Source organism: Bacillus sp. FSL M7-0003 (assembly GCF_038628485.1).
Taxonomy (GTDB): Bacteria; Bacillota; Bacilli; order Bacillales; family Bacillaceae; genus Bacillus; species Bacillus safensis.
Genome location: NZ_CP152024.1, coordinates 1568772 through 1589962 on the forward strand (window position 1 = coordinate 1568772; position 21191 = coordinate 1589962).

The 21191-nt window shown below is 41.9% G+C and carries 24 protein-coding genes; all 24 read left to right on the plus strand.

What is annotated here, in order from left to right:
* The 24 genes from fliM to MHI23_RS08090 all read left to right on the plus strand — a co-directional run bounded on the left by fliM (position 1) and on the right by MHI23_RS08090 (position 21153).
* Positions 1 to 999, plus strand: a complete 999-nt coding sequence (gene fliM, locus MHI23_RS07975) for a flagellar motor switch protein FliM (protein WP_024424167.1) — start codon at positions 1 to 3, stop codon at positions 997 to 999.
* Complete coding sequence (fliY, locus tag MHI23_RS07980; protein ID WP_024424166.1) at positions 989 to 2110, plus strand: flagellar motor switch phosphatase FliY; 1122 nt, start codon at positions 989 to 991, stop codon at positions 2108 to 2110. The genes fliM and fliY overlap by 11 nt, the downstream gene beginning before the upstream one ends.
* A 27-nt stretch (positions 2111 to 2137) precedes the next feature.
* Positions 2138 to 2500 (plus strand): response regulator, encoded by a 363-nt coding sequence (locus MHI23_RS07985; protein ID WP_007499584.1) that lies wholly within the window; start codon positions 2138 to 2140, stop codon positions 2498 to 2500.
* A gap of 57 nt (positions 2501 to 2557) precedes the next feature.
* Positions 2558 to 3178 (plus strand): flagella biosynthesis regulatory protein FliZ, encoded by a 621-nt coding sequence (gene fliZ, locus MHI23_RS07990; RefSeq protein WP_231506887.1) that lies wholly within the window; start codon positions 2558 to 2560, stop codon positions 3176 to 3178.
* Positions 3171 to 3836, plus strand: a complete 666-nt coding sequence (gene fliP / locus MHI23_RS07995; RefSeq protein WP_008354479.1) for a flagellar type III secretion system pore protein FliP — start codon at positions 3171 to 3173, stop codon at positions 3834 to 3836. The genes fliZ and fliP overlap by 8 nt, the downstream gene beginning before the upstream one ends.
* A 16-nt stretch (positions 3837 to 3852) precedes the next feature.
* The gene (gene fliQ / locus MHI23_RS08000; RefSeq protein ID WP_003211206.1) at positions 3853 to 4122 is read left to right on the plus strand and encodes a flagellar biosynthesis protein FliQ; all 270 of its coding nucleotides are present in this window, start codon (positions 3853 to 3855) and stop codon (positions 4120 to 4122) included.
* A gap of 6 nt (positions 4123 to 4128) precedes the next feature.
* Positions 4129 to 4908 (plus strand): flagellar biosynthetic protein FliR, encoded by a 780-nt coding sequence (fliR, locus tag MHI23_RS08005; RefSeq protein WP_025092585.1) that lies wholly within the window; start codon positions 4129 to 4131, stop codon positions 4906 to 4908.
* Entirely contained in the window at positions 4905 to 5993 is a 1089-nt protein-coding gene (gene flhB / locus MHI23_RS08010; protein WP_034623630.1) for a flagellar biosynthesis protein FlhB, read from the plus strand. Before fliR ends, flhB begins: the two co-directional genes overlap by 4 nt.
* Before the next feature lie 29 nt (positions 5994 to 6022).
* Entirely contained in the window at positions 6023 to 8056 is a 2034-nt protein-coding gene (gene flhA, locus MHI23_RS08015; protein WP_025092587.1) for a flagellar biosynthesis protein FlhA, read from the plus strand.
* The gene (flhF, locus tag MHI23_RS08020; protein WP_025092588.1) at positions 8056 to 9174 is read left to right on the plus strand and encodes a flagellar biosynthesis protein FlhF; all 1119 of its coding nucleotides are present in this window, start codon (positions 8056 to 8058) and stop codon (positions 9172 to 9174) included. Before flhA ends, flhF begins: the two co-directional genes overlap by 1 nt.
* A complete protein-coding gene (locus tag MHI23_RS08025; protein ID WP_024424160.1) occupies positions 9168 to 10073 on the plus strand; it encodes a MinD/ParA family protein in 906 nt (301 codons plus the stop codon). Before flhF ends, MHI23_RS08025 begins: the two co-directional genes overlap by 7 nt.
* A complete protein-coding gene (locus MHI23_RS08030) occupies positions 10070 to 11143 on the plus strand; it encodes a chemotaxis response regulator protein-glutamate methylesterase (protein ID WP_135031778.1) in 1074 nt (357 codons plus the stop codon). The genes MHI23_RS08025 and MHI23_RS08030 overlap by 4 nt, the downstream gene beginning before the upstream one ends.
* A 5-nt stretch (positions 11144 to 11148) precedes the next feature.
* Positions 11149 to 13176 (plus strand): chemotaxis protein CheA, encoded by a 2028-nt coding sequence (locus MHI23_RS08035; RefSeq protein WP_135031776.1) that lies wholly within the window; start codon positions 11149 to 11151, stop codon positions 13174 to 13176.
* Positions 13177 to 13200: 24 nt separating this feature from the next.
* Complete coding sequence (locus tag MHI23_RS08040) at positions 13201 to 13662, plus strand: chemotaxis protein CheW (RefSeq protein ID WP_024424157.1); 462 nt, start codon at positions 13201 to 13203, stop codon at positions 13660 to 13662.
* A 12-nt stretch (positions 13663 to 13674) separates the two neighbouring features.
* Entirely contained in the window at positions 13675 to 14301 is a 627-nt protein-coding gene (locus MHI23_RS08045; RefSeq protein ID WP_024424156.1) for a chemotaxis protein CheC, read from the plus strand.
* The gene (locus tag MHI23_RS08050) at positions 14301 to 14801 is read left to right on the plus strand and encodes a chemotaxis protein CheD (protein ID WP_024424155.1); all 501 of its coding nucleotides are present in this window, start codon (positions 14301 to 14303) and stop codon (positions 14799 to 14801) included. Before MHI23_RS08045 ends, MHI23_RS08050 begins: the two co-directional genes overlap by 1 nt.
* 24 nt (positions 14802 to 14825) lie before the next feature.
* Positions 14826 to 15593: a FliA/WhiG family RNA polymerase sigma factor gene (locus MHI23_RS08055; protein ID WP_024424154.1), complete on the plus strand. Its 768-nt coding sequence runs from the start codon at positions 14826 to 14828 to the stop codon at positions 15591 to 15593.
* 21 nt (positions 15594 to 15614) lie between these two features.
* Entirely contained in the window at positions 15615 to 16154 is a 540-nt protein-coding gene (locus MHI23_RS08060) for a hypothetical protein (RefSeq protein ID WP_024424153.1), read from the plus strand.
* Between the two features lie 155 nt (positions 16155 to 16309).
* Positions 16310 to 17044, plus strand: a complete 735-nt coding sequence (gene rpsB, locus MHI23_RS08065; RefSeq protein ID WP_024426991.1) for a 30S ribosomal protein S2 — start codon at positions 16310 to 16312, stop codon at positions 17042 to 17044.
* A gap of 91 nt (positions 17045 to 17135) precedes the next feature.
* Positions 17136 to 18017 (plus strand): translation elongation factor Ts, encoded by an 882-nt coding sequence (tsf, locus tag MHI23_RS08070; RefSeq protein WP_024424151.1) that lies wholly within the window; start codon positions 17136 to 17138, stop codon positions 18015 to 18017.
* Positions 18018 to 18151: 134 nt separating this feature from the next.
* On the plus strand, positions 18152 to 18874 hold the full coding sequence (gene pyrH / locus MHI23_RS08075) for a UMP kinase (RefSeq protein WP_008344767.1): 723 nt from the start codon (positions 18152 to 18154) through the stop codon (positions 18872 to 18874).
* Between the two features lies 1 nt (position 18875).
* Positions 18876 to 19433, plus strand: coding sequence for a ribosome recycling factor (gene frr / locus MHI23_RS08080; RefSeq protein WP_024424150.1), 558 nt, complete (start codon positions 18876 to 18878; stop codon positions 19431 to 19433).
* 130 nt (positions 19434 to 19563) lie between these two features.
* Positions 19564 to 20346: an isoprenyl transferase gene (locus tag MHI23_RS08085; RefSeq protein WP_024424149.1), complete on the plus strand. Its 783-nt coding sequence runs from the start codon at positions 19564 to 19566 to the stop codon at positions 20344 to 20346.
* A 12-nt stretch (positions 20347 to 20358) separates the two neighbouring features.
* Positions 20359 to 21153 carry a phosphatidate cytidylyltransferase gene (locus MHI23_RS08090; protein WP_024424148.1) on the plus strand — a complete coding sequence of 265 codons (795 nt, stop codon included), beginning with the start codon at positions 20359 to 20361 and terminating at the stop codon, positions 21151 to 21153.
* The last annotated feature ends 38 nt before the right edge of the window (positions 21154 to 21191 follow it).

Genomic DNA, 21191 nt, shown 5'->3' on the forward strand with positions numbered 1-21191 from the left:
ATGTCAGGAGAAGTGCTTTCCCAGAATGAGATCGACGCATTATTATCCGCCATCTCAACAGGCGAAATGGATGCAGAAGAGCTGAAAAAAGAGGAAACGACGAAAAAAGTGAAGGTGTATGACTTTAAACGTGCACTGCGCTTTTCAAAAGACCAGATTCGAAGTTTAACTAGGATTCATGATAACTTCGCTAGACTGCTCACCACGCATTTTTCAGCGCAGCTAAGATCATATATTCAAATTACTGTCAGCTCGGTTGACCAAGTACCATACGAAGAATTTATTCGTTCGATTCCTAATATGACATTATTAAACTTATTTTATGTCAGCCCGCTTGAAGGAAGAATCATGCTTGAAGTAAACCCAACAATCGGCTATGCGATGATGGACAGGCTGATGGGCGGGATTGGCATTAGTCATAATAAGACAGAATCACTTACAGAAATTGAAACAAAGATTATCTCAAACATGTTTGAGGGAGCTTTGGAAAATTACAGAGAAGCGTGGCAGTCCATAACCGACATCGAGCCTGAAATGGCAGATTTCGAGGTAAATCCCCAGTTTGTTCAAATGGTGTCACCAAACGAAACAGTTGTCGTCATTTCTCTTAATACACAGATTGGCGAGGTAAGCGGGGTTATTAACCTATGTATTCCTCACGTTGTATTAGAGCCTATTATTCCGAAGCTGTCTGTACACTACTGGATGCAGTCTGAACGAAATGAACCAAAACAGCAAGAAACAAAGGCCATTGAAAAACGGATTATGAAGGCAAAAATACCGGTAGTCGCAGAGCTGGGACAATCGGAAATGACGGTGGAAGAGTTTTTGAATTTGGAAATTGGTGATTGTATTGCCTTGGACAAACCAGTAAATGCGCCTCTTACTGTTATGGTCGGAAATAAACCGAAATTCTTGGGACAGGCCGGCCGCGTGAATCGGAAACAGGCGATTCAAATTCTAGATCACGACATAAGAGGTGAAGAAGATGGAGAATAACGGAAGTAAATTATCACAAGACGAAATCGATGCGCTCCTTAAAGGAGGCAGCAATGACGATATAGAGCCTGATACAATCCTTTCTGCAATGGAGCAAGATGCCATTGGAGAAATCGGAAATATTTCATTTGGCAGCTCTGCAACAGCACTTTCAACCCTATTAAATCAAAAAGTGGAGATTACAACTCCAACTGTTACAGTGATTCAAAAAAGTATGCTGAATGAGGAATTTCCTCATCCGTATGTCGCTATTGAAGTGAATTATACGGAAGGTTTCAGCGCAAGTAACCTGCTTGTCGTCCAGCAAACAGATGCAGCAGTTATTGCGGACTTAATGATGGGCGGAGACGGGACAAATGCTGACCCTTCTTTAAGTGAGATTCACTTAAGTGCAGTACAAGAAGCAATGAACCAAATGATGGGTTCTGCTGCGACATCCATGTCGACTGTCTTTAATAAAAAGATTGATATTTCTCCGCCGCGCGTCGAATTACTTGATGTGAAAGAAGGAGAAGGGACAGACCGCATTCCAGCTGAAGAAATGCTTGTCAAAGTATCCTTCAGATTAAAAATAGGTGAACTCATCGATTCAAATATTATGCAGCTTTATCCTATTACATTTGCGAAGGATTTAATTGCAGAATTAACAGATCCTGCCCAAGAAGAAGAGCCGGTTCAAGAAGAAGTGAGTGCACCTGAACCTCAGCCGGCAGCTCCGCAAACGCAGTCTGCCCCAGCGCAGCAAGCAGCACCGCCGAAAAGACAGGCAAAGCCAAAGCCGGCAGCACCTGTAAATGTGGCGCCAGTTGAATTTGAATCGTTCAGTGAGCCTCAGCATACAACAAGCCAGCTTGGAAACCTTGATATGCTGATGGACATTCCGCTTTCCATTACGGTGGAACTTGGAAGAACTCAGCGCAGTGTGAAAGAAGTTCTTGAGCTTTCAGCTGGAAGTATCATTGAACTGGACAAACTTGCTGGTGAGCCAGTAGACATTCTAGTGAACAAACGAATCGTCGCCAAAGGGGAAGTCGTTGTCATTGATGAGAACTTTGGTGTTCGTGTGACTGATATTTTAAGTCAGTCAGAAAGACTTTCTAATTTAAAATAAACAAACATATAGGGAGAGAATAAGTAAATGGCTACTAAGGTATTAATCGTAGATGATGCAGCATTCATGAGAATGATGATCAAGGATATTCTTGTAAAAAACGGATTTGATGTAGTAGGAGAAGCAGAAAACGGCGCACAAGCAGTTGAAAAATACAAAGAAACATCTCCTGATCTTGTCACAATGGATATCACCATGCCAGAAATGGACGGAATCACTGCACTAAAAGAAATTAAACAAATCGATGCTTCAGCAAAAATCATCATGTGTTCTGCTATGGGACAGCAGTCAATGGTTATTGACGCAATCCAAGCAGGTGCAAAAGACTTTATCGTGAAGCCATTCCAGGCAGACCGCGTACTTGAAGCAATTAATAAAACGTTAGGCTAAAAAAGGGTGTAAGATTTGTTGAAAAAACGTTTGATATGTATAGCAATGATCAGTTTTATGCTTTTCTTGACGATGCAGCCTGCCTCACTGTTTGCCGAAACGAAAGATCCTGAGAATGGCACAGTGAATGACTGGCTCAAAGGTGAGAAAGAAAGCAAAAAGGATACAGAGAAGAAAACCACTGACAATCAAACGAATCCGGCAGAAGAAGTTCCCTCTTCTTCTGTCTCCATTATGGATTTTGTCAAAATGATTGGTGCCTTACTTTTTGTCATCCTGCTTATTTATGGATTGGTGAGATTTGTTGGAAAGCAAAACCGTTTACTCAAACCATTTCGATATGTTGAAAATATTGGCGGAACGACAGTCGGACAAAACCGTTCAGTCCAGCTGATCAAAGTGGGCAAAAGAGTATTAGTTGTCGGCGTAGCAGACTCAATCCAGCTGCTAAAAGAGATTGATGATGAACAAGAATGTGAAGCAATCGTGAAACAATATGAAGAAGCGATGGAAAGCAAAACCGATTTACCAAAAATGGTTCAAAAATTCACATCGCAGGTAAAGAAACATGATCAGCCGACCACTTCTTCTTTTTCAGCCAATTTAAAGGCGCAGCTAGCCGAATTGAAAAAGACCCAATCAGAAGTCAGAAAGAAAGGCCCGAAACAAAATGAATGAGTTTATCGATTTATTTAATTCCAGCGGTGCAGGAAATATCAGCACATCTGTCCGTCTTCTATTACTTTTAACTGTATTTTCGGTTGCACCAGGCATTCTCATTTTAATGACTTGTTTTACACGGATTGTGATTGTTCTTTCATTTGTCAGAACATCACTTGCAACCAACTCAATGCCGCCAAACCAAGTGCTTGTTGGACTTGCTTTGTTTCTCACATTTTTTATCATGGCTCCCACGTTCTCACAGATTAATAAAGAGGCGCTGACGCCGCTTTTAAATGATGACATCACGTTAAATCAGGCGTATGAAAAAGCCGAAGTGCCTATTAAAGAGTTTATGAGTAAACATACAAGACAGAAAGATTTGGCTTTATTTCTTAGCTACGCAAAAATGGATACACCTGAATCGATTAAAGATATTCCATTAACGGCGATGGTTCCCGCTTTTGCCATTTCAGAATTAAAGACGGCATTTCAAATTGGTTTCATGATCTTTATTCCATTTTTAATTATTGACATGGTGGTCGCAAGTGTTCTGATGTCAATGGGGATGATGATGCTTCCGCCGGTTATGATATCGCTCCCTTTCAAAATATTGTTATTTGTTTTAGTCGATGGATGGTATTTGATAGTTAAATCTTTGCTGCAAAGCTTTTAGAGTAGGTGCTTAAAACATGAGTTCAGAATTTGTCATTACGATGGCTGAAAGATCAGTGTATGTAGTATTGCTTGTGAGTGGGCCGCTTCTAGCGCTCGCACTTATTGTGGGACTGATTGTCAGTGTGTTTCAGGCGACAACCCAAATTCAAGAACAGACGCTTGCGTTTATTCCTAAGATTGTTGCTGTACTCATTGGGCTTGTTGTGTTTGGTCCATGGATGCTTTCAACAATCGTGTCCTTTACGACAGAGCTGTTCTCGAATTTAGATCGATTTGCAGGTTAACAAGCGATGTCAATCATAGAATTATTCCCTGCTTTTCTTTTAGTTTTTATTCGGATCACCGCTTTTTTTGTGACAGTACCGCTTTTAGCGCATAGAACGATCCCAGCTGTACACAGAGTTGGATTCTCCCTGTTTTTAGCTGTCATTAGTTTTAGCACCATAAAAGAACCGCCAGCACTCGACATAGACGGCCTTTATATGATGCTTGCGGTGAAAGAAGCAATGGTCGGGCTTCTGCTTGGGCTGATTGCATACATCATGGTGTCCGCTGTTCAAATTGCCGGCTCATTCATTGATTTTCAAATGGGTTTTGCGATTGCCAATATTATTGATCCGCAAACAGGGGCGCAGACGCCGCTGATGGGACAGTTTTTTTATACGGTCACATTGCTGTTGATGCTGGCAACAAACGCACATCACTTGCTGCTTGATGGAATCTATTACAGCTTTCAATACATTGCAGTTGATCAATACGCGCTGAATTTCGGCAGTGAATCCTTTGCTTACTTTATCGCAAAGAGCTTCAACCAAATGTTTATCATCGCCTTTCAAATCTCGGCACCTGTCGTGGCTAGTCTGTTTTTAGTCGATTTAGCGCTGGGGATTGTGGCGCGTACAGTTCCGCAAATGAACGTATTTGTGGTCGGACTTCCTATTAAAATAGGTGTGAGTTTTATTATGATCATCATCTGTATGGGCGTCATCTTCGGTGTTGTCCAAAATACATTTGAAACGATTGTACTCACCATGAGGAATTTCTTAGCATTGGTCGGTGGTTCGTCATGATGACAAGGCTTAGACTAGACTTGCAATTTTTCGCAGGTGAAAAAACAGAAAAAGCAACGCCGAAAAAAAGGCGGGATTCACGTAAAAAAGGACAGGTTGCCAAAAGTACCGACGTCAATACAGCCATCTCATTTCTATTAATCTTTTTATCATTCTTTTTTATTGGGCCTTTTATGAAAGAGCGGATTATCGCGCTCATAGAACGTTTTTATTCAACAACCATGCTAATGAAGGTTAGCACATCTAATATTCATCAACTATTCTTGGAATTGCTTCAGGAAACAGGGCTCCTCCTCATGCCAATCCTTGGTGTTGGCATGCTGGCGGGGATTATCAGTAACTATTTACAAGTCGGCTTTCTCTTTTCAGCAGAAGTGATCAAACCGAAATTAGAAAAGCTTGACCCAATCAAAGGGTTTAAACGGATATACAGTATTCGAGCCCTCGTAGAGCTATTAAAATCCATTTTGAAAATTGGCTTTGTTGGCTTTGCGACATTTATTGCTCTTTGGATGCACTTTGACGAAATTCTGCGGCTTCCTTTATTAACAGCAGAGGAAACCCTTCATTTCGTTGCAAATATGACCTTAATTATGGGGCTGTATGCTGCTGGTGCTCTATTGATTTTGGCAGGGCTTGATTATATGTATCAGAAATTTGATTATGAAAAAAACTTGAGGATGTCCAAACAAGACATCAAAGATGAGTATAAAAAATCAGAGGGTGACCCGCTCATCAAATCAAAGATTAAACAGCGTCAGCGGGAAATGGCCATGAGACGGATGATGCAGGAAGTCCCAAAAGCGGACGTCATCATTACAAACCCAACCCACTATGCCATTGCTTTAAAGTATGATGAAGAAAAAATGGACGCGCCCTATGTTGTGGCAAAAGGAACGGATATTTTGGCTTTGAAAATTAGAACGATTGCGAAAGAACATGATGTCATGACTGTAGAGAACCGCCCGCTTGCCCGTGCGCTCTATGATCAGGTCGACATCGACCAAGCGGTGCCGGAAGAATACTTTAAGGCCATCGCAGAAATTTTAGCTTACGTCTATAAAACGAAACAAAAGATTTTATGAATTTTTGGTTTTAAAAGGAGAGAACAGGCATGTCAGCAAGAGATTTATCTGTTATATTCAGTGTTATTTTAATTGTGGCGATGCTGGTCATACCGTTTCCGCCAATGCTATTAAGTATTTTAATCATTATTAATATTTCTCTTGCGCTTATCGTGCTTCTCACCACTATGAACATGCAAGAACCACTGGAATTTTCAATTTTTCCATCATTGCTTTTGCTCTTAACACTGTTTCGTTTAGGGCTTAACATCTCTACAACACGTTCTATTCTTTCAACAGGAGATGCTGGAAAGGTTGTCGAAACGTTCGGTTCATTTGTTGTTGGAGGAAATATCATCGTTGGTCTCGTTGTTTTCCTTATTCTGATCATCATTCAGTTTATTGTTATCACAAAAGGGGCAGAGCGTGTATCAGAGGTTGCGGCAAGATTTACACTCGATGCGATGCCAGGTAAACAAATGAGTATTGACGCTGATTTAAATGCAGGGATGCTGACAGAAAGTGAAGCAAGAAACCGTCGTGAAAAAGTAGCGAGGGAAGCAGACTTTTATGGAGCGATGGACGGTGCCAGTAAGTTCGTTAAAGGGGACGCCATCGCAGGTATTATCATCGTCATCATCAATATTATATTTGGAATCATTATCGGGATGCTTCAGCAAGGCATGTCGATTCAAGAATCAGCTTCTCACTTTACCCTATTAACGGTAGGGGACGGAATTGTTTCGCAAATTCCGGCACTCCTCATTTCAACGGCAACAGGGATTGTCGTGACGAGAGCCGCTTCTAACGGAAACCTTGGATCAGACATTACAGGGCAGCTCTTTGCCTTCCCAGCCATGCTTTATGTCACAGCAGGAACGATCTTCCTTCTTGGTTTGTTTACGCCAATCGGCGTACTTTTAACTGGGCCAATTGCAGGTTTAATAGCACTTGGCGCATACATGATGTCGAAAAACAAACAAGATCAAGAAGAAATCGAAGAGGTACTGGAAGAACAGGCAGAGGTAGAAGAGATGAAAAGTCCAGAAAGTGTTATTCATCTCCTGCAAATGGATGCAATTGAATTTGAATTTGGCTACGGCCTGATCCCGCTCGCTGATGCAAATCAGGGCGGTGACCTGTTAGACCGAATTGTGATGATCCGAAGGCAGCTTGCCCTCGAACTTGGTCTTGTCATTCCAGTCGTCCGGATCAGGGACAATATTGCACTGAACCCAAATGAATACCGGTTGAAAATTAAAGGGAACGAAGTAGCAAAAGGTGAGCTGCTGCTTGATCACTACTTAGCGATGTCCCCAACGCCTGATGATGATCCGATTGAAGGAATTGAAACAATCGAACCATCCTTTGGCCTGCCGGCTAAATGGATATCAGAAGCAGAAAAAGATCAGGCTGAGATGCTAGGCTATACGGTTGTGGACCCAGCGTCTGTTGTCTCTACTCACATCACAGAGAAGATTAGACAAAACACACACGAGCTGCTCGGACGCCAAGAAACGAAGCAATTAATCGATCATCTGAAAGAAAGTTATCCTGTCTTAGTGGATGAGGTAACACCAAATCCGCTGGCAGTCGGTGATATTCAAAAAGTGCTGGCGAAGCTGCTGAAAGAAAAGGTCTCTATCCGAAACCTTGTCACCATTTTTGAGACGCTTGCAGACTACGGAAAATTAACGACTGATACAGATTTATTAACAGAGTATGTTAGACAGGCGCTCGCAAGACAGATTACCGCACAGTATGCAAGAGAAAATGAATCACTTAAAGTTGTGACATGCTCAGGCCGAGTAGAAAAGGTGATTGCAGACAGCGTTCAGCAGACAGAGCATGGAAACTACTTATCGTTAGATCCAGAATCCTCTGAAAGTGTGATTCAATCAGTGGCGAGAGAAATTGAACAGCTTTCGCTTCGTCAGGAAACGCCGGTTCTATTATGCTCACCTCCTATAAGAATGTACGTTAAGCAGTTGTTAGAAAGATATTTCCCAGATTTACCGGTACTATCTTATAACGAACTAGAAGCGAATGTGGAAGTACAGAGCATCGGAGTGGTGGATATCTAATGAAAATGAAAAAAATCACAGCAAATTCTATGCAGGAGGCAACGATTCAAATCAGGCAGCAGCTTGGGAAAGATGCCGTTATTTTAAATTCTAAAACCGTTGTCAAACGCAAACTGTTCGGTTTGAAGAAACAGCAAATGGTCGAAGTGATTGCAGTGCTGGATCAAGATTTCGAGGAAAGAGCTGGTAAAGGGTTAACCCCTGCGCCGCCTCTTCCAGTATTACCAAAAAAGGAACAAGTTCAAAAGCTGCCCGAAGAGCCTTCATTTGCTCCCAAGGCGGCGAAACCAGCGCCTTCTCATACCCAGCCTTTAGAATATGTGAGGAATGAACGGCATGCGGGTATTCTGCCTGATCCTCTCATAGCAATCGATCAAAAGCTAAAGGATCAAGGACTTGATGATGCCATTCGAGACGAATGCCTGAAGGGTCTTTTAACAAAGGGTGCGGTTAAAGAAAATCACATAAAAAAAGAACTTGAACAACTGCTGACAGATATGCTTCCAGCTAAAACCTCTGATGAGCCGATGATTTCTTCAAAATACATTGTTTTGTTCGGTTCCACTGGAGCTGGTAAAACGACAACGATTGCAAAGCTGGCTGCTAAAACGGCCATTCAGCAGCAAAAGAAAATCGCTTTTATTACAACCGATACGTACCGGATTGCAGCGATCGAACAGCTGAAAACATATGCTGAACTGCTGAATGCACCGCTTGAGGTTTGTTATTCAAGAGAGGATTTTGTAAAAGCCCAAGAGACCTTTAAAGAGTATGATCATATCTTCATCGATACAGCAGGTCGTAACTTTAAAGAAGAAGCGTATATCAAAGAGCTGACCGACATTATTCCATTTGATGAGAGCATTCAAAGTTTTCTCGTGATGAGTGCTACATCGAAGTATCAAGACATGAAAGCCATGGTCAAACGCTTTGAACACGTTCCAATCAATCAGTTCATTTTTACAAAAGTAGATGAAACGGACACGATGGGAACCATTTTTCAAATCATTGCTGACTCTCAAATCAAACTTGGTTTTTTAACAAATGGTCAAAATGTGCCTGAGGATATTCTTGAAGGCTCGCCTCTTGAACTAACAAGGATGGTTTTACAATCATGAAGCCCGACCAAGCAGAAGGGTTAAGAAAACTAGTTCAGCAGAGTCAAATGATCACACCGGCTCCTCTTAACGCCAGCGGACAGGCCAAAACCATTGCCGTCATGAGCGGTAAAGGCGGGGTAGGTAAATCGAATTTGACCCTGAATATGGCACTGTCTATCGCAAGTACAGAGAGAAGAGTGTTAGTGATTGATCTTGATTTTGGGATGGGGAATATTGATATTTTACTAGGGAAAACATCGACTAGTTCTATATTAGATGTTCTCGTTAGAAAAAAATCCTTCCAAGCAGCCATGACAAAAGGAACGGATAACCTATATTACATTTCTGGCGGAAGCGGGCTTGAACAGCTGTTTTCTTTAGATAAAGATCAATGGTCGTTCTTTTTGGAAGAGATGGAAAGAATGATGCAGGACTTCGATTGTATTTTCTTTGATATGGGAGCCGGCTTGTCAAAAGATCAGCTGCCTTTTGTCTTATCGGCAGGAGAAGTCGTCGTTGTGACTACGCCAGAGCCAACATCCATCATGGATGCCTACAGCGCGATTAAACACTTAGCCATTCATCAGTTTGAACGGTCTGTGCAAATCATTGTTAACCGGTGCAAAACCCCGTCAGAAGGGTCTGAAACCTACCGGAAATTAGCAGGAGTGGTCACATCTTTTCTTCACAGAAAACTTGTATTTGCTGGCGCTGTGCCTGATGATCCTGCGGTTCCTAAAGCAGTATCAGAACAAATTCCATTTTATATGAAGCAGCCTCATTCAAGGCTGAGTAAAACCATTAAGATGTTGGCAGAAACACTATATCATCAGCAGATAAGAGAGGCACGGAGAGAACAGCATACGTTTATAGATAAGTTGTCCTCTTTTTTTAAAAGGAGGAAGGTGGACTCATGATTAGAGTGCTAGTAGTAGATGACTCGGCCTTTATGAGAAAGCTCATTAGTGATTTTCTAAGTGCCGAGCAAGAAATAGAAGTCGTCGGAACGGCGCGAAATGGGGAAGATGCCTTAAAACGGATCAAGGAACTGAATCCAGATGTTGTCACATTAGATGTGGAAATGCCTGTTTTAAACGGAACAGAAGCATTAAAACAAATTCTGGCTGAACACGACCTTGCCGTGATTATGGTGTCAAGCCAGACAAAGCAAGGAAAAGATTTAACCATCCATTGCTTAGAACTCGGTGCTTTTGACTTTGTGACAAAGCCTTCGGGAAGTATTTCGCTCGATTTGCACAAAGTGAGGGGGCAAATTGTAGAGCGGGTACTTGCGGCAGGACTGTCAAGGAAACGCACTGAAGAGAAGGTGTCTCTTAAGCCGGTGATAAAGCCGCCAAGTCCAGTGGCTGCACCCCGTCTGCAACCAGTAAAAGGCAGCTCACTCCGAAAGATTATTACTATCGGAACATCTACAGGAGGACCAAGGGCACTTCAACGAGTCGTAACGAAGCTGCCTAAGGACATCGAGGCACCTATATTGATTGTGCAGCATATGCCAGCAGGATTCACGGCATCACTTGCTACTAGGTTAGATCATTTATCACAAATTACGATTAAAGAAGCGCAAGATGGAGACATCGCGAAAAATGGAGTGGCTTACATAGCTCCTGGTGGAATGAATATGTCACTTCATGACCAAGGGGGCTCACTTGTTATCAGGCTGTCCCCTGAAGACACGGAAAGCCGGCACAAGCCATCTGTTAACTATTTATTTGAATCCATCAGCAGCATAAAGGGTTACGAGAAAATCGCTGTCATTATGACAGGTATGGGCAGTGACGGTACTGAAGGTGTCAAAAAAATGGTCGCAAGCGGTCATACGAAAGTCATTGCAGAAAAAGAAGAATCATGTGTTGTTTTCGGAATGCCTAAATCAGTCATTAAAGCAGGCCTTGCACATGAAACAAGGCATGTGGATGACATCGCACATGCAATTATAAGCTCCATGAAAAAAGAGAGGGCGTGAACACGTTGGATGTAAACCAATACTTAGATATCTTTTTAGATGAAAGCAGAGAACACTTACAAACTTGTAATGAAAAACTTCTTGATTTAGAAAAGAACCCAACCGACTTGCAGCTAGTGAATGATATATTCAGAGCGGCTCATACATTGAAAGGCATGAGTGCAACGATGGGCTTTGATGATATGGCTCACTTAACGCATCATTTAGAAAACATGTTTGATGCTATCCGTAATGAACAAATGATTGTCACTCCTGAGTCAATGGATACGATGTTCGAAGCACTCGATCATCTTGAAGCAATGGTTCAATCGATTGCAGAAGGAGGAGACGGGAAACGTGATGTCACAGAGATTAGTAAAAAGCTAGATGTGACAGGAAGCCATGCTGAGGCAGCTTCAAGCGTTGAAACAGCAGATGCATCAGCTGCTGCTAATGACTTAGATTATAACGAATTTGAACGAACGGTTCTTGATGAAGCGAGAGAGCAAGGCTTCAAATGCTATGAACTCAACGTGACATTAAGTGAAGCGTGCTTACTAAAAGCCGTTCGTGTCTATATGATTTTTGAAAGATTAAATGAAGCAGGCGAGGTTGTCAAAACCGTTCCAAATGCAGAACTGTTAGAATCAGAAGATTTTGAATCTGAATTCAGCATTTCTTATCTTTCTAAACAGCCGATGGACGAAGTACAGAAAATCGTTACGGCGATCTCAGAGGTTGAGAAGGTTGAGATCTCTGAAGTCTCCGCATTTGAAGAAGCAGCTCCAGCTGAAAAACAAGAGGCGCAGACTGAACAGAAAAAAGAAGAAGTATCCGTTCCTGCTGCGAAAGCGCCAGCAAATGATGCGCCAAAAGCAAATGGCAATAACGGTGCAGCTGCCGGCGGAACGAAAACAATTCGTGTCAACATCGACCGTCTTGATTCTCTTATGAATCTATTTGAAGAACTTGTGATTGATAGAGGCCGATTAGAACAGATTGCGAAAGAACTAGAAAATAACGAACTCACAGACACAGTCGAAAGAATGACTCGTATTTCTGGAGACCTGCAATCAATCATCCTGAACATGAGAATGGTACCTGTGGAAACTGTCTTTAACAGATTCCCGCGTATGATTCGTCAATTGACGAAAGAGCTTAATAAGAAAATTGAGCTTATTATTGAGGGTGCTGAGACGGAGCTTGATCGAACAGTGATCGACGAGATTGGTGATCCGCTCTTGCACTTACTCAGAAACAGTCTAGATCACGGGATTGAATCACCAGAAGAACGTGTGAAAAAAGGCAAGCCGGAAAAAGGTACGGTTCTATTAAAAGCGTACCATAGCGGAAACCATGTCTTCATTGAAGTAGAAGATGATGGCGGCGGAATTAACCGTAAAAAGGTGCTTGAAAAGGCATTAGAGCGCGGGGTTATCACAGAAAGAGAAGCAGAAACACTTGAAGATCATCAAATTGATTCATTGATCTTTGCAGCAGGATTCTCTACAGCTGATACGATTTCTGACATCTCAGGCCGCGGTGTAGGTCTTGACGTTGTGAAAAACAAGCTGGAATCACTTGGCGGATCTGTAAGCATTAACTCAACAGAAGGACAGGGTTCACTATTTTCGATCCAGCTTCCGCTTACATTATCGATTATTTCCGTTCTTCTTGTAAAACTAGAAGAGGAAACATTTGCGATTCCGATTTCTTCTATTATTGAAACGGCTGTCATTAAGAAAAGTGACATCCTGCAAACGCATGATCGTGAAGTGATTGATTTCCGCGGATTTATCGTACCGGTCGTGTACTTGAAGAAACAATTCCACGTACCAAATGCGAATGAATTAGAGGAAGAACTGCACATCATTGTTGTTCGTAAAGGAGACAAGCTGACAGCATTTGTGGTCGATTCATTTATTGGTCAGCAAGAGGTTGTATTGAAATCACTAGGAGATTATCTGCCAAACGTATTTGCGATATCCGGCGCAACGATCCTAGGTGACGGTCAAGTTGCACTCATCGTTGACTGTAATGCACTGATCAAGTAAAAAACAATAGAGGAGCGGTCTGAAATGAGTACAGATATCAAAACTGGCGAAAAGATGATTGTGTTTATCGTAAACAAAAAAGAATACGCCATTTCAGTATCAGAAGTAAAGTCCATTGAAAAATGGCAGCAGCCGACAAGAGTTCCTGGCGTTGCCCCTTATATATGCGGTGTTATTAATTTACGCGGTGTCGTGACACCTGTCATTGACCTGAGAGTCAGACTTGGTTCTACTGACAACGAAATTACAGATGAAACAAGAATGATCATTGTACAAGTTGGTGACATTGAAGTCGGCTGGATTGTTGATGAAGCAAATGATGTCATAACCGTTCATCAGGAAGAAGTAGAATCTTCTCCTGAATCAGCTGAAAAAGAAGGACAGTCATGGGTGACAGGTATCATTAAGCATGATCAGCGTCTTTTCAATATCATTCATGCCGGTGCTGTCCTCGACAAGAGCGTTCAAGGTGCACCTGTTCATTAAGGGGGATGTGAAATGAGCATTTTCAACGAAATTAAAGATGAACAGCTAGATATTTTAGGAGAGGTTGGGAATATCGGGGCAGGCCACGCAGCGTCTGCTCTTGCCAACCTATTGGATCGCAAAATAGATATGGCTGTTCCTTTTGTCAAGGTTCTCTCGTTTGAAGATTTAATGGATTTCTTTGGCGGTGCAGACCTTCCTGTTGCAAGCATTTTCCTGCGAATGGAAGGGGATTTAACCGGCTCAATCTTTTTCATTATGCCGTTTGAGCAAGCAGAGCAATTTGTAAGAGAGCTTGTCCAGGATCCGGCATTTGATATTGATACGATTCATGAACATGAGATGGGGACGTCAGCACTTCATGAACTTGGAAATATTTTAGCGGGCTCTTATTTATCAGCTCTTGCCGATTTAACCAAATTGCAGCTTTACCCAAGTGTTCCAGATGTCACGCTCGATATGTTCGGGGCTGTCATTAGTGAAGGGTTGATGCAATTCAGTCCTCTTGGTGATCAGGCGATTGTGATTGATACATCTATTTTTGATGATCAAAATAAGCAAGAGCTGAAAGGAAATATGTTTCTATTACCAGACTTTGAATCGTTCGAAAAACTATTCAAAGCATTAGGTAACCTATAATGAACGTGCAAATTCCGGCAGTTGTAAAGGTTGGTATTGCGGATGTTCAGCTTGTTAAATCACCGGACCGCATTCGGACATCCGGTCTTGGTTCCTGCGTAGGGCTTGTCTTGTTTGATCAAGACAAAAAGCTTGCAGGCCTTGTCCATGTTATGCTTCCAGATTCCTCTCTTTCAAAAGGGGCGGTGGAGAACTTGGCTAAATATGCAGATACAGGTGTCAAGCATACAATTGATCTGCTCTTAAAAGCAGGCGCACGCAAACATGCGCTAAAGGCAAAACTTGCTGGCGGGGCGGAAATGTTTAAGTTTAAGTCAACCAATGATCTAATGAGAATTGGACCTAGAAACGTTTCAGCTGTAAAAGAACATCTGTCTCTTCATCATATCCCGATTATTAGTGAGGATACAGGCGGAAACAGTGGCCGCACGATCGAATTCGATCCGCTTACGGCAGAGCTTGAGATCCGTACTGTGAAGCAAGGCATTATGAAGATATAACTAAGGAAGTATAGGGGGATAAAGATGCAATCCTTAAATTACGAAGATCAGGCGCTATGGGCTAGATGGAAAGAGTGGAAAGACCCAGCTGCTGGAGATGATCTTATGCGCCGCTATATGCCGCTCGTCACATATCATGTTGGAAGAATTTCCATCGGTCTCCCGAAGTCAGTGCATAAAGAAGACTTGATCAGTCTAGGGATGCTCGGTTTATATGATGCCCTTGAAAAATTTGATCCCGGAAGAGATCTGAAGTTTGATACATATGCATCCTTCAGAATCCGCGGGGCCATTATCGACGGTCTTCGTAAAGAGGACTGGCTGCCTCGTACATCAAGAGAAAAAACAAAAAAAGTAGAAGCGGCTATTGAAAAGCTTGAACAGCGTTATTTGCGTAATGTGACGCCGACAGAGGTGGCTGAGGAACTCGGCATGAGTGAACAGGATGTCGTCACAACGATGAATGAAGGATTCTTTGCAAATCTGCTCTCAATCGATGAGAAGCTGCATGATCAAGAAGACGGAGAGAACGTCCAAGTCATGATTCGCGACGAGAAGTCTGTGACTCCAGAAGAGAAAATGCTGAAAGATGAATTAATTGAACAGCTTTCTGAAAAAATCACAGAGCTTTCAGAAAAAGAAAAGCTTGTGATCAGTCTTTTCTATAAAGAAGAACTGACATTAACTGAAATCGGTCAAGTGCTCAATTTATCTACTTCGCGCATTTCGCAAATTCATTCAAAGGCCTTGTTCAAGCTTAAGCATCTGCTTGATAAAGCCATTCAATCTTAAAGAGTTAGTGAGTGAAAAAATATGTTATGGCTGATTAGCTTCATGCTTCATGCTGCACTTATTTATTTTGTGATTATTTTATATACGAGAATGAATTCGCTGAAGGCAACAGAACAAAAGCAGCGAGAACTTCTAGAAGAAACGGAAAATACCCTGGCTGCATTTTTGATGGAGGTCAAAGAAGAGAATGACAAACTATCAAAAGTGGCAGCCGCTTCCCCTGATTTTTCTGCTGAAGAGCTGAAATCGGATCTTCAGACACCAAAGCAGCCACAACCACCAATTGAATCCCAGCAATCGGTCGAAAGTGAAGATCCCGTACCAGAGCACCTGTCGGCTCTCCTTAGCGAAGTTGAGGTGCAGGAAGAGAAGGTAAACGAACCCGTTCCACAACTTGAAACAGAGGCTTCTCTGCCTTCTAAAAGTGAAATAGAAGAAACATTCGAGGACCAAGTGAAGACCCTATATGATGAAGGGCGGTCACTAGAAGAAATAGCGAAAGAAATGAAAACTGGCAAGACAGAAATCGAGCTTTTATTAAAATTTAGCGGAAAGCTGTAAAGGATTCTTGATTGTCAGTCCATCATGTGTTATATTATTTCTTGGTGTTAAATACACACGCTTAATGATTCGTATAAAGGTGCTGCCGTGGCGCAGTTTTATGTGAACATGACTTAAGCGGAGGAAAAAAAACCATTATATTAGGAGGCAACAAAATGTCAGTTATTTCTATGAAACAATTGCTAGAAGCTGGTGTTCACTTCGGTCACCAAACTCGCCGTTGGAACCCAAAAATGAAGCGTTACATCTTTACAGAGCGTAACGGTATCTACATCATCGACCTTCAAAAAACGGTGAAAAAAGTAGAGGAAGCTTACAACTTCACGAAAAACCTTGCTGCTGACGGAGGAAAAATCCTTTTCGTTGGTACGAAAAAGCAAGCACAAGATTCAGTGAAAGAAGAAGCAATCCGTTCTGGTATGTTCTATGTGAACCAACGCTGGCTTGGTGGAACTTTAACAAACTTTGAAACAATCCAAAAACGTATTAAACGTTTAAAAGATATTGAAAAAATGCAAGAAAACGGTACATTCGAAGTTCTTCCTAAGAAAGAAGTCGTTCAACTGAAAAAAGAATTAGAGCGTCTTGAAAAATTCCTAGGCGGAATCAAAGACATGAAGAGTCTTCCGGATGCACTTTTCATTATCGACCCTCGTAAAGAGCGTATTGCAGTTGCAGAAGCTCGTAAATTGAATATCCCAATCATCGGTATCGTTGACACAAACTGTGATCCAGACGAAATTGATGTTGTGATCCCTGCAAACGATGATGCAATCCGTGCTGTAAAACTTCTAACTGCTAAAATGGCAGATGCGATTCTTGAGTCTAAACAAGGCGAAGAAGAAGCTGTTGTAGAAGAAACGACAGAAACTGAAACAACAACTGCGTAACCTATTCAAAAGGTGATAAGAGGGAAATGCCTTTTATCACCTTTTTTTCACCTAGTAATCCGTGTTTTAACATAGAAGGAGGAAATGTAAAATGGCAATTACTGCTCAATTAGTTAAAGAACTGCGTCAAAAAACTGGTGCAGGTATGATGGACTGTAAAAAAGCGTTAACAGAAACTGATGGTGACATCGAGAAAGCAATCGACCTTCTAAGAGAAAAAGGAATCGCAAAAGCTGCGAAAAAAGCAGACCGTATTGCGGCAGAAGGATTAACTCTTATCAAAACTGACGGTAACACAGGCGTGATCCTAGAAGTGAACTCTGAGACTGATTTCGTTGCGAAAAACGAAGGATTCCAAGCACTTCTTAACGAACTTGCTGATCATTTGCTTGCTGCTAAACCTGCAACACTTGAAGAAGCTCATGCTTCTAAAATGGAAAACGGTTCAACAGTTGAAGAGCATATCACATCTGCAATTGCGAAAATCGGAGAGAAAATCACTCTACGCCGTTTCTCTGTCATCACAAAAGAAGATAATGCTGCATTCGGTTCTTACCTACACATGGGCGGACGTATCGGTGTGTTAGCTGTTCTTAACGGAACAACTGACGAAGAGCTTGCAAGAGACATCGCAATGCACGTTGCAGCTGTAAACCCTAAATACATTTCTCGTGACCAAGTGTCAGAAGAAGAAGCAAACCGTGAGCGTGAAGTACTAACACAGCAAGCGCTTCAAGAAGGAAAGCCTGAAAACATCGTAGCTAAAATGGTAGAAGGCCGTCTAAACAAATTCTTCGAAGAAATTTGCTTACTTGACCAAGCGTTCGTTAAAAACCCAGATGAAAAAGTGAAACAAGTTGTAGCTGCGAAAAACGCAACTGTTCAAACTTATGTTCGCTATGAAGTGGGCGAAGGTATCGAAAAACGTCAAGACAACTTTGCTGAAGAAGTTATGAGCCAAGTGAAAAAATAATGTTTGAAAAGCTCTCTGGGGCTTTTTTAGGGAGCACAAGCACTGTGTTCCCTATTTTTTAGAGGATATTGATTTACAAAAGGCAGTTTCTTACGCATAATAAGAGACGGTATAGTATACACTTGGAGGTTATCATGAGCAAACCGAAATATAATCGCATTGTACTGAAGCTAAGTGGCGAAGCACTAGCGGGTGATGCTGGAAATGGAATTAACCCAACTGTCATTCAATCAATTGCAAAGCAAGTAAAAGAAATTGCAGAGCTTGATGTTGAAGTTGCAGTCGTTGTAGGCGGAGGAAACCTTTGGCGCGGGAAGACAGGCAGTGATCTAGGAATGGACCGTGCAACAGCAGACTACATGGGGATGCTGGCAACAGTGATGAACTCACTGGCGTTACAGGACAGCCTAGAAACGCTTGGCATTCAGTCTAGAGTGCAAACCTCTATTGAAATGAGACAGGTTGCAGAACCATACATAAGAAGAAAAGCGATCCGTCATCTTGAGAAGAAACGTGTCGTCATTTTTGCTGCTGGAACAGGGAATCCTTATTTCTCTACAGATACTACAGCAGCACTTCGAGCAGCAGAAATTGAAGCAGATGTCATTTTAATGGCGAAAAATAATGTAGATGGTGTCTACAGTGCTGATCCTCGTACAGATGCGGATGCAGTAAAATATGATAAGCTTTCATATCTTGATGTACTTAAAGAAGGGCTTGCTGTAATGGATTCTACTGCGTCCTCATTATGTATGGACAATGACATTCCATTAATCGTCTTCTCCATTATGGAAGAAGGAAATATTAAACGTGCCGTAAACGGCGAATCAATCGGAACGATCGTGAGGGGGAAATAACGTGTCAAAAGAAGTGTTGAACCAAACGAAAGAAAAAATGGAAAAAGCCGTACAAGCGTACGGACGTGAGCTTGCAACTGTTCGTGCAGGCCGTGCGAATGCTTCACTGCTTGATAAAGTGACAGTGGATTATTACGGTGCACAAACACCGCTTAACCAAATTGCGTCGATCACAGTGCCAGAAGCACGTATGCTGATTATCACACCTTACGATAAAACAGCAATCGGTGATATCGAAAAAGCGATTCAAAAGTCTGATCTTGGCATCACGCCAACAAGTGACGGAAATGTGATCCGCATTGCGATTCCTGCGCTGACAGAAGAAAGACGTAAAGAGCTTGTGAAAGTCGTAAAAAAATACTCAGAAGAAGCAAAAGTAGCTGTTCGTAACGTGCGTCGTGATGCAAACGATGATTTGAAAAAGCTTGAGAAAAATGGGGAGATCACTGAAGATGAATTAAGATCATCGACAGAGGATGTTCAAAAATTGACAGATGAATATGTCGCTAAAATTGATGACGTGACGAAAGATAAAGAAAAAGAAATCATGGAAGTTTAAGAAAAAACTATGTACAATAGATAATAGTGAAAAGACCCTCTTCATGTTTACAGGGGGTTTTTTTGTTAATACTGTTGATGACTATATTATTTAGCGGGAACGCAACCTTTTTGGGTGATGGAGGAATCTCATGCTCAATATACTCAAAAATTGGAAGAATCAGCAAACAGCAGCTTCCAACTTAGAAAGCCTGACAAAAGAAGACATATTAAATGGAGAAATTCCTGAACATATCGCCATTATCATGGATGGGAACGGAAGATGGGCGAAAAAACGTGCTCTTCCACGGGTAGCAGGTCATCATGAAGGAATGAAAGTCGTCAAGCGCATGACAAAGCTTGCAAATGAGCTGAATGTCAAAGTGCTGACTTTGTATGCTTTCTCTACGGAAAATTGGAAACGTCCAAAACTAGAAGTAGACTTTTTAATGAAACTTCCTGAAGAATTTTTAAACATCTACCTGCCTGAACTCATCGAGGAGAATGTCCGTGTGCGTTTAACAGGTGATCCAGACGGCCTCCCGCAGCATACGAAAAAAGCGGTAGAGAACGCAGTAAAGAGTACGGCGAATAACGACGGGCTCGTTTTAAACTTTGCGCTCAACTATGGAGGGCGCACAGAAATCGTCTCCGCATGCAGACAAATTTCTGAAAAGGTCAAAGAAGGTAAGCTTCGAGCAGAAGACATCACAGAAGAGATGTTTTCAGCTTATTTAATGACAGAATCTCTTCAAGATCCGGATTTGCTCATTCGCACGAGTGGAGAAATTAGATTAAGCAACTTTATGCTTTGGCAAATTGCGTACAGCGAGTTTGTCTTTACGGATGTGCTTTGGCCTGACTTTTCTGATGAGCACCTTATAGGCGCTATCGGAGAGTACCAGCGCCGCGGCCGGAGGTTCGGTGGAATTTAGAGGGTGGTGCAGATGAAACAAAGAATTTTGACGGGTGTTTTGGCAGCTGCAGTCTTTTTGCTTGCAGTTATATATGGACAGATGCCATTTACCCTGCTGATTTATTTAATGGGAAGTGTCGCTCTCTTTGAGCTTTTAAGAATGAAAAAGATCTCGATTTTCAGCTTTCCTGGTATTGTCAGCTTAATATTGCTTTGGCTTTTAATGGGCGGAGACAACAGCTTCTTCCCAAACGTGGACGCATCAAAAATGCAGATTGCTTTATTTGCAGTCTTAATACTTTTAACTTATACAGTTTTGAGCAAAAACTCTTTCACTTTCGATGAGGTTGCTTTTGTTGTATTAGCCACATTATATATTGGCGTTAGTTTCTATTATTTTATCCAAATTAGAGGCTTATATGGCATGAGTGCGATCTTCTTCGCAGCAGTGATTATTTGGTCTACTGACTCAGGAGCCTATTTTATTGGAAAATCTATGGGGAAACGAAAGCTTTGGCCAGAAATCAGCCCAAACAAAACAGTAGAAGGATTTATCGGCGGAATCGTCACAGCGGTCGTGTTGTCACTTGTGTTTCAGGCGGTTACAGGATTTTTGCCATCATATCTGCTTGTGATGTTTATTACTCTTTTACTCAGTATCTTTGGACAGCTTGGCGACCTTGTGGAATCTGCTTTAAAGCGTCATTATCACGTGAAGGATTCAGGGACAATTCTCCCTGGCCATGGCGGGATTTTGGACAGGTTTGACAGCTTTTTATTCGTTCTGCCGTTTTTATACTTACTGCTCGCAACGTTTGCCAGCTAACCTCATAGAAACTTATTGAACGAGAGAAGGAGTGGCAA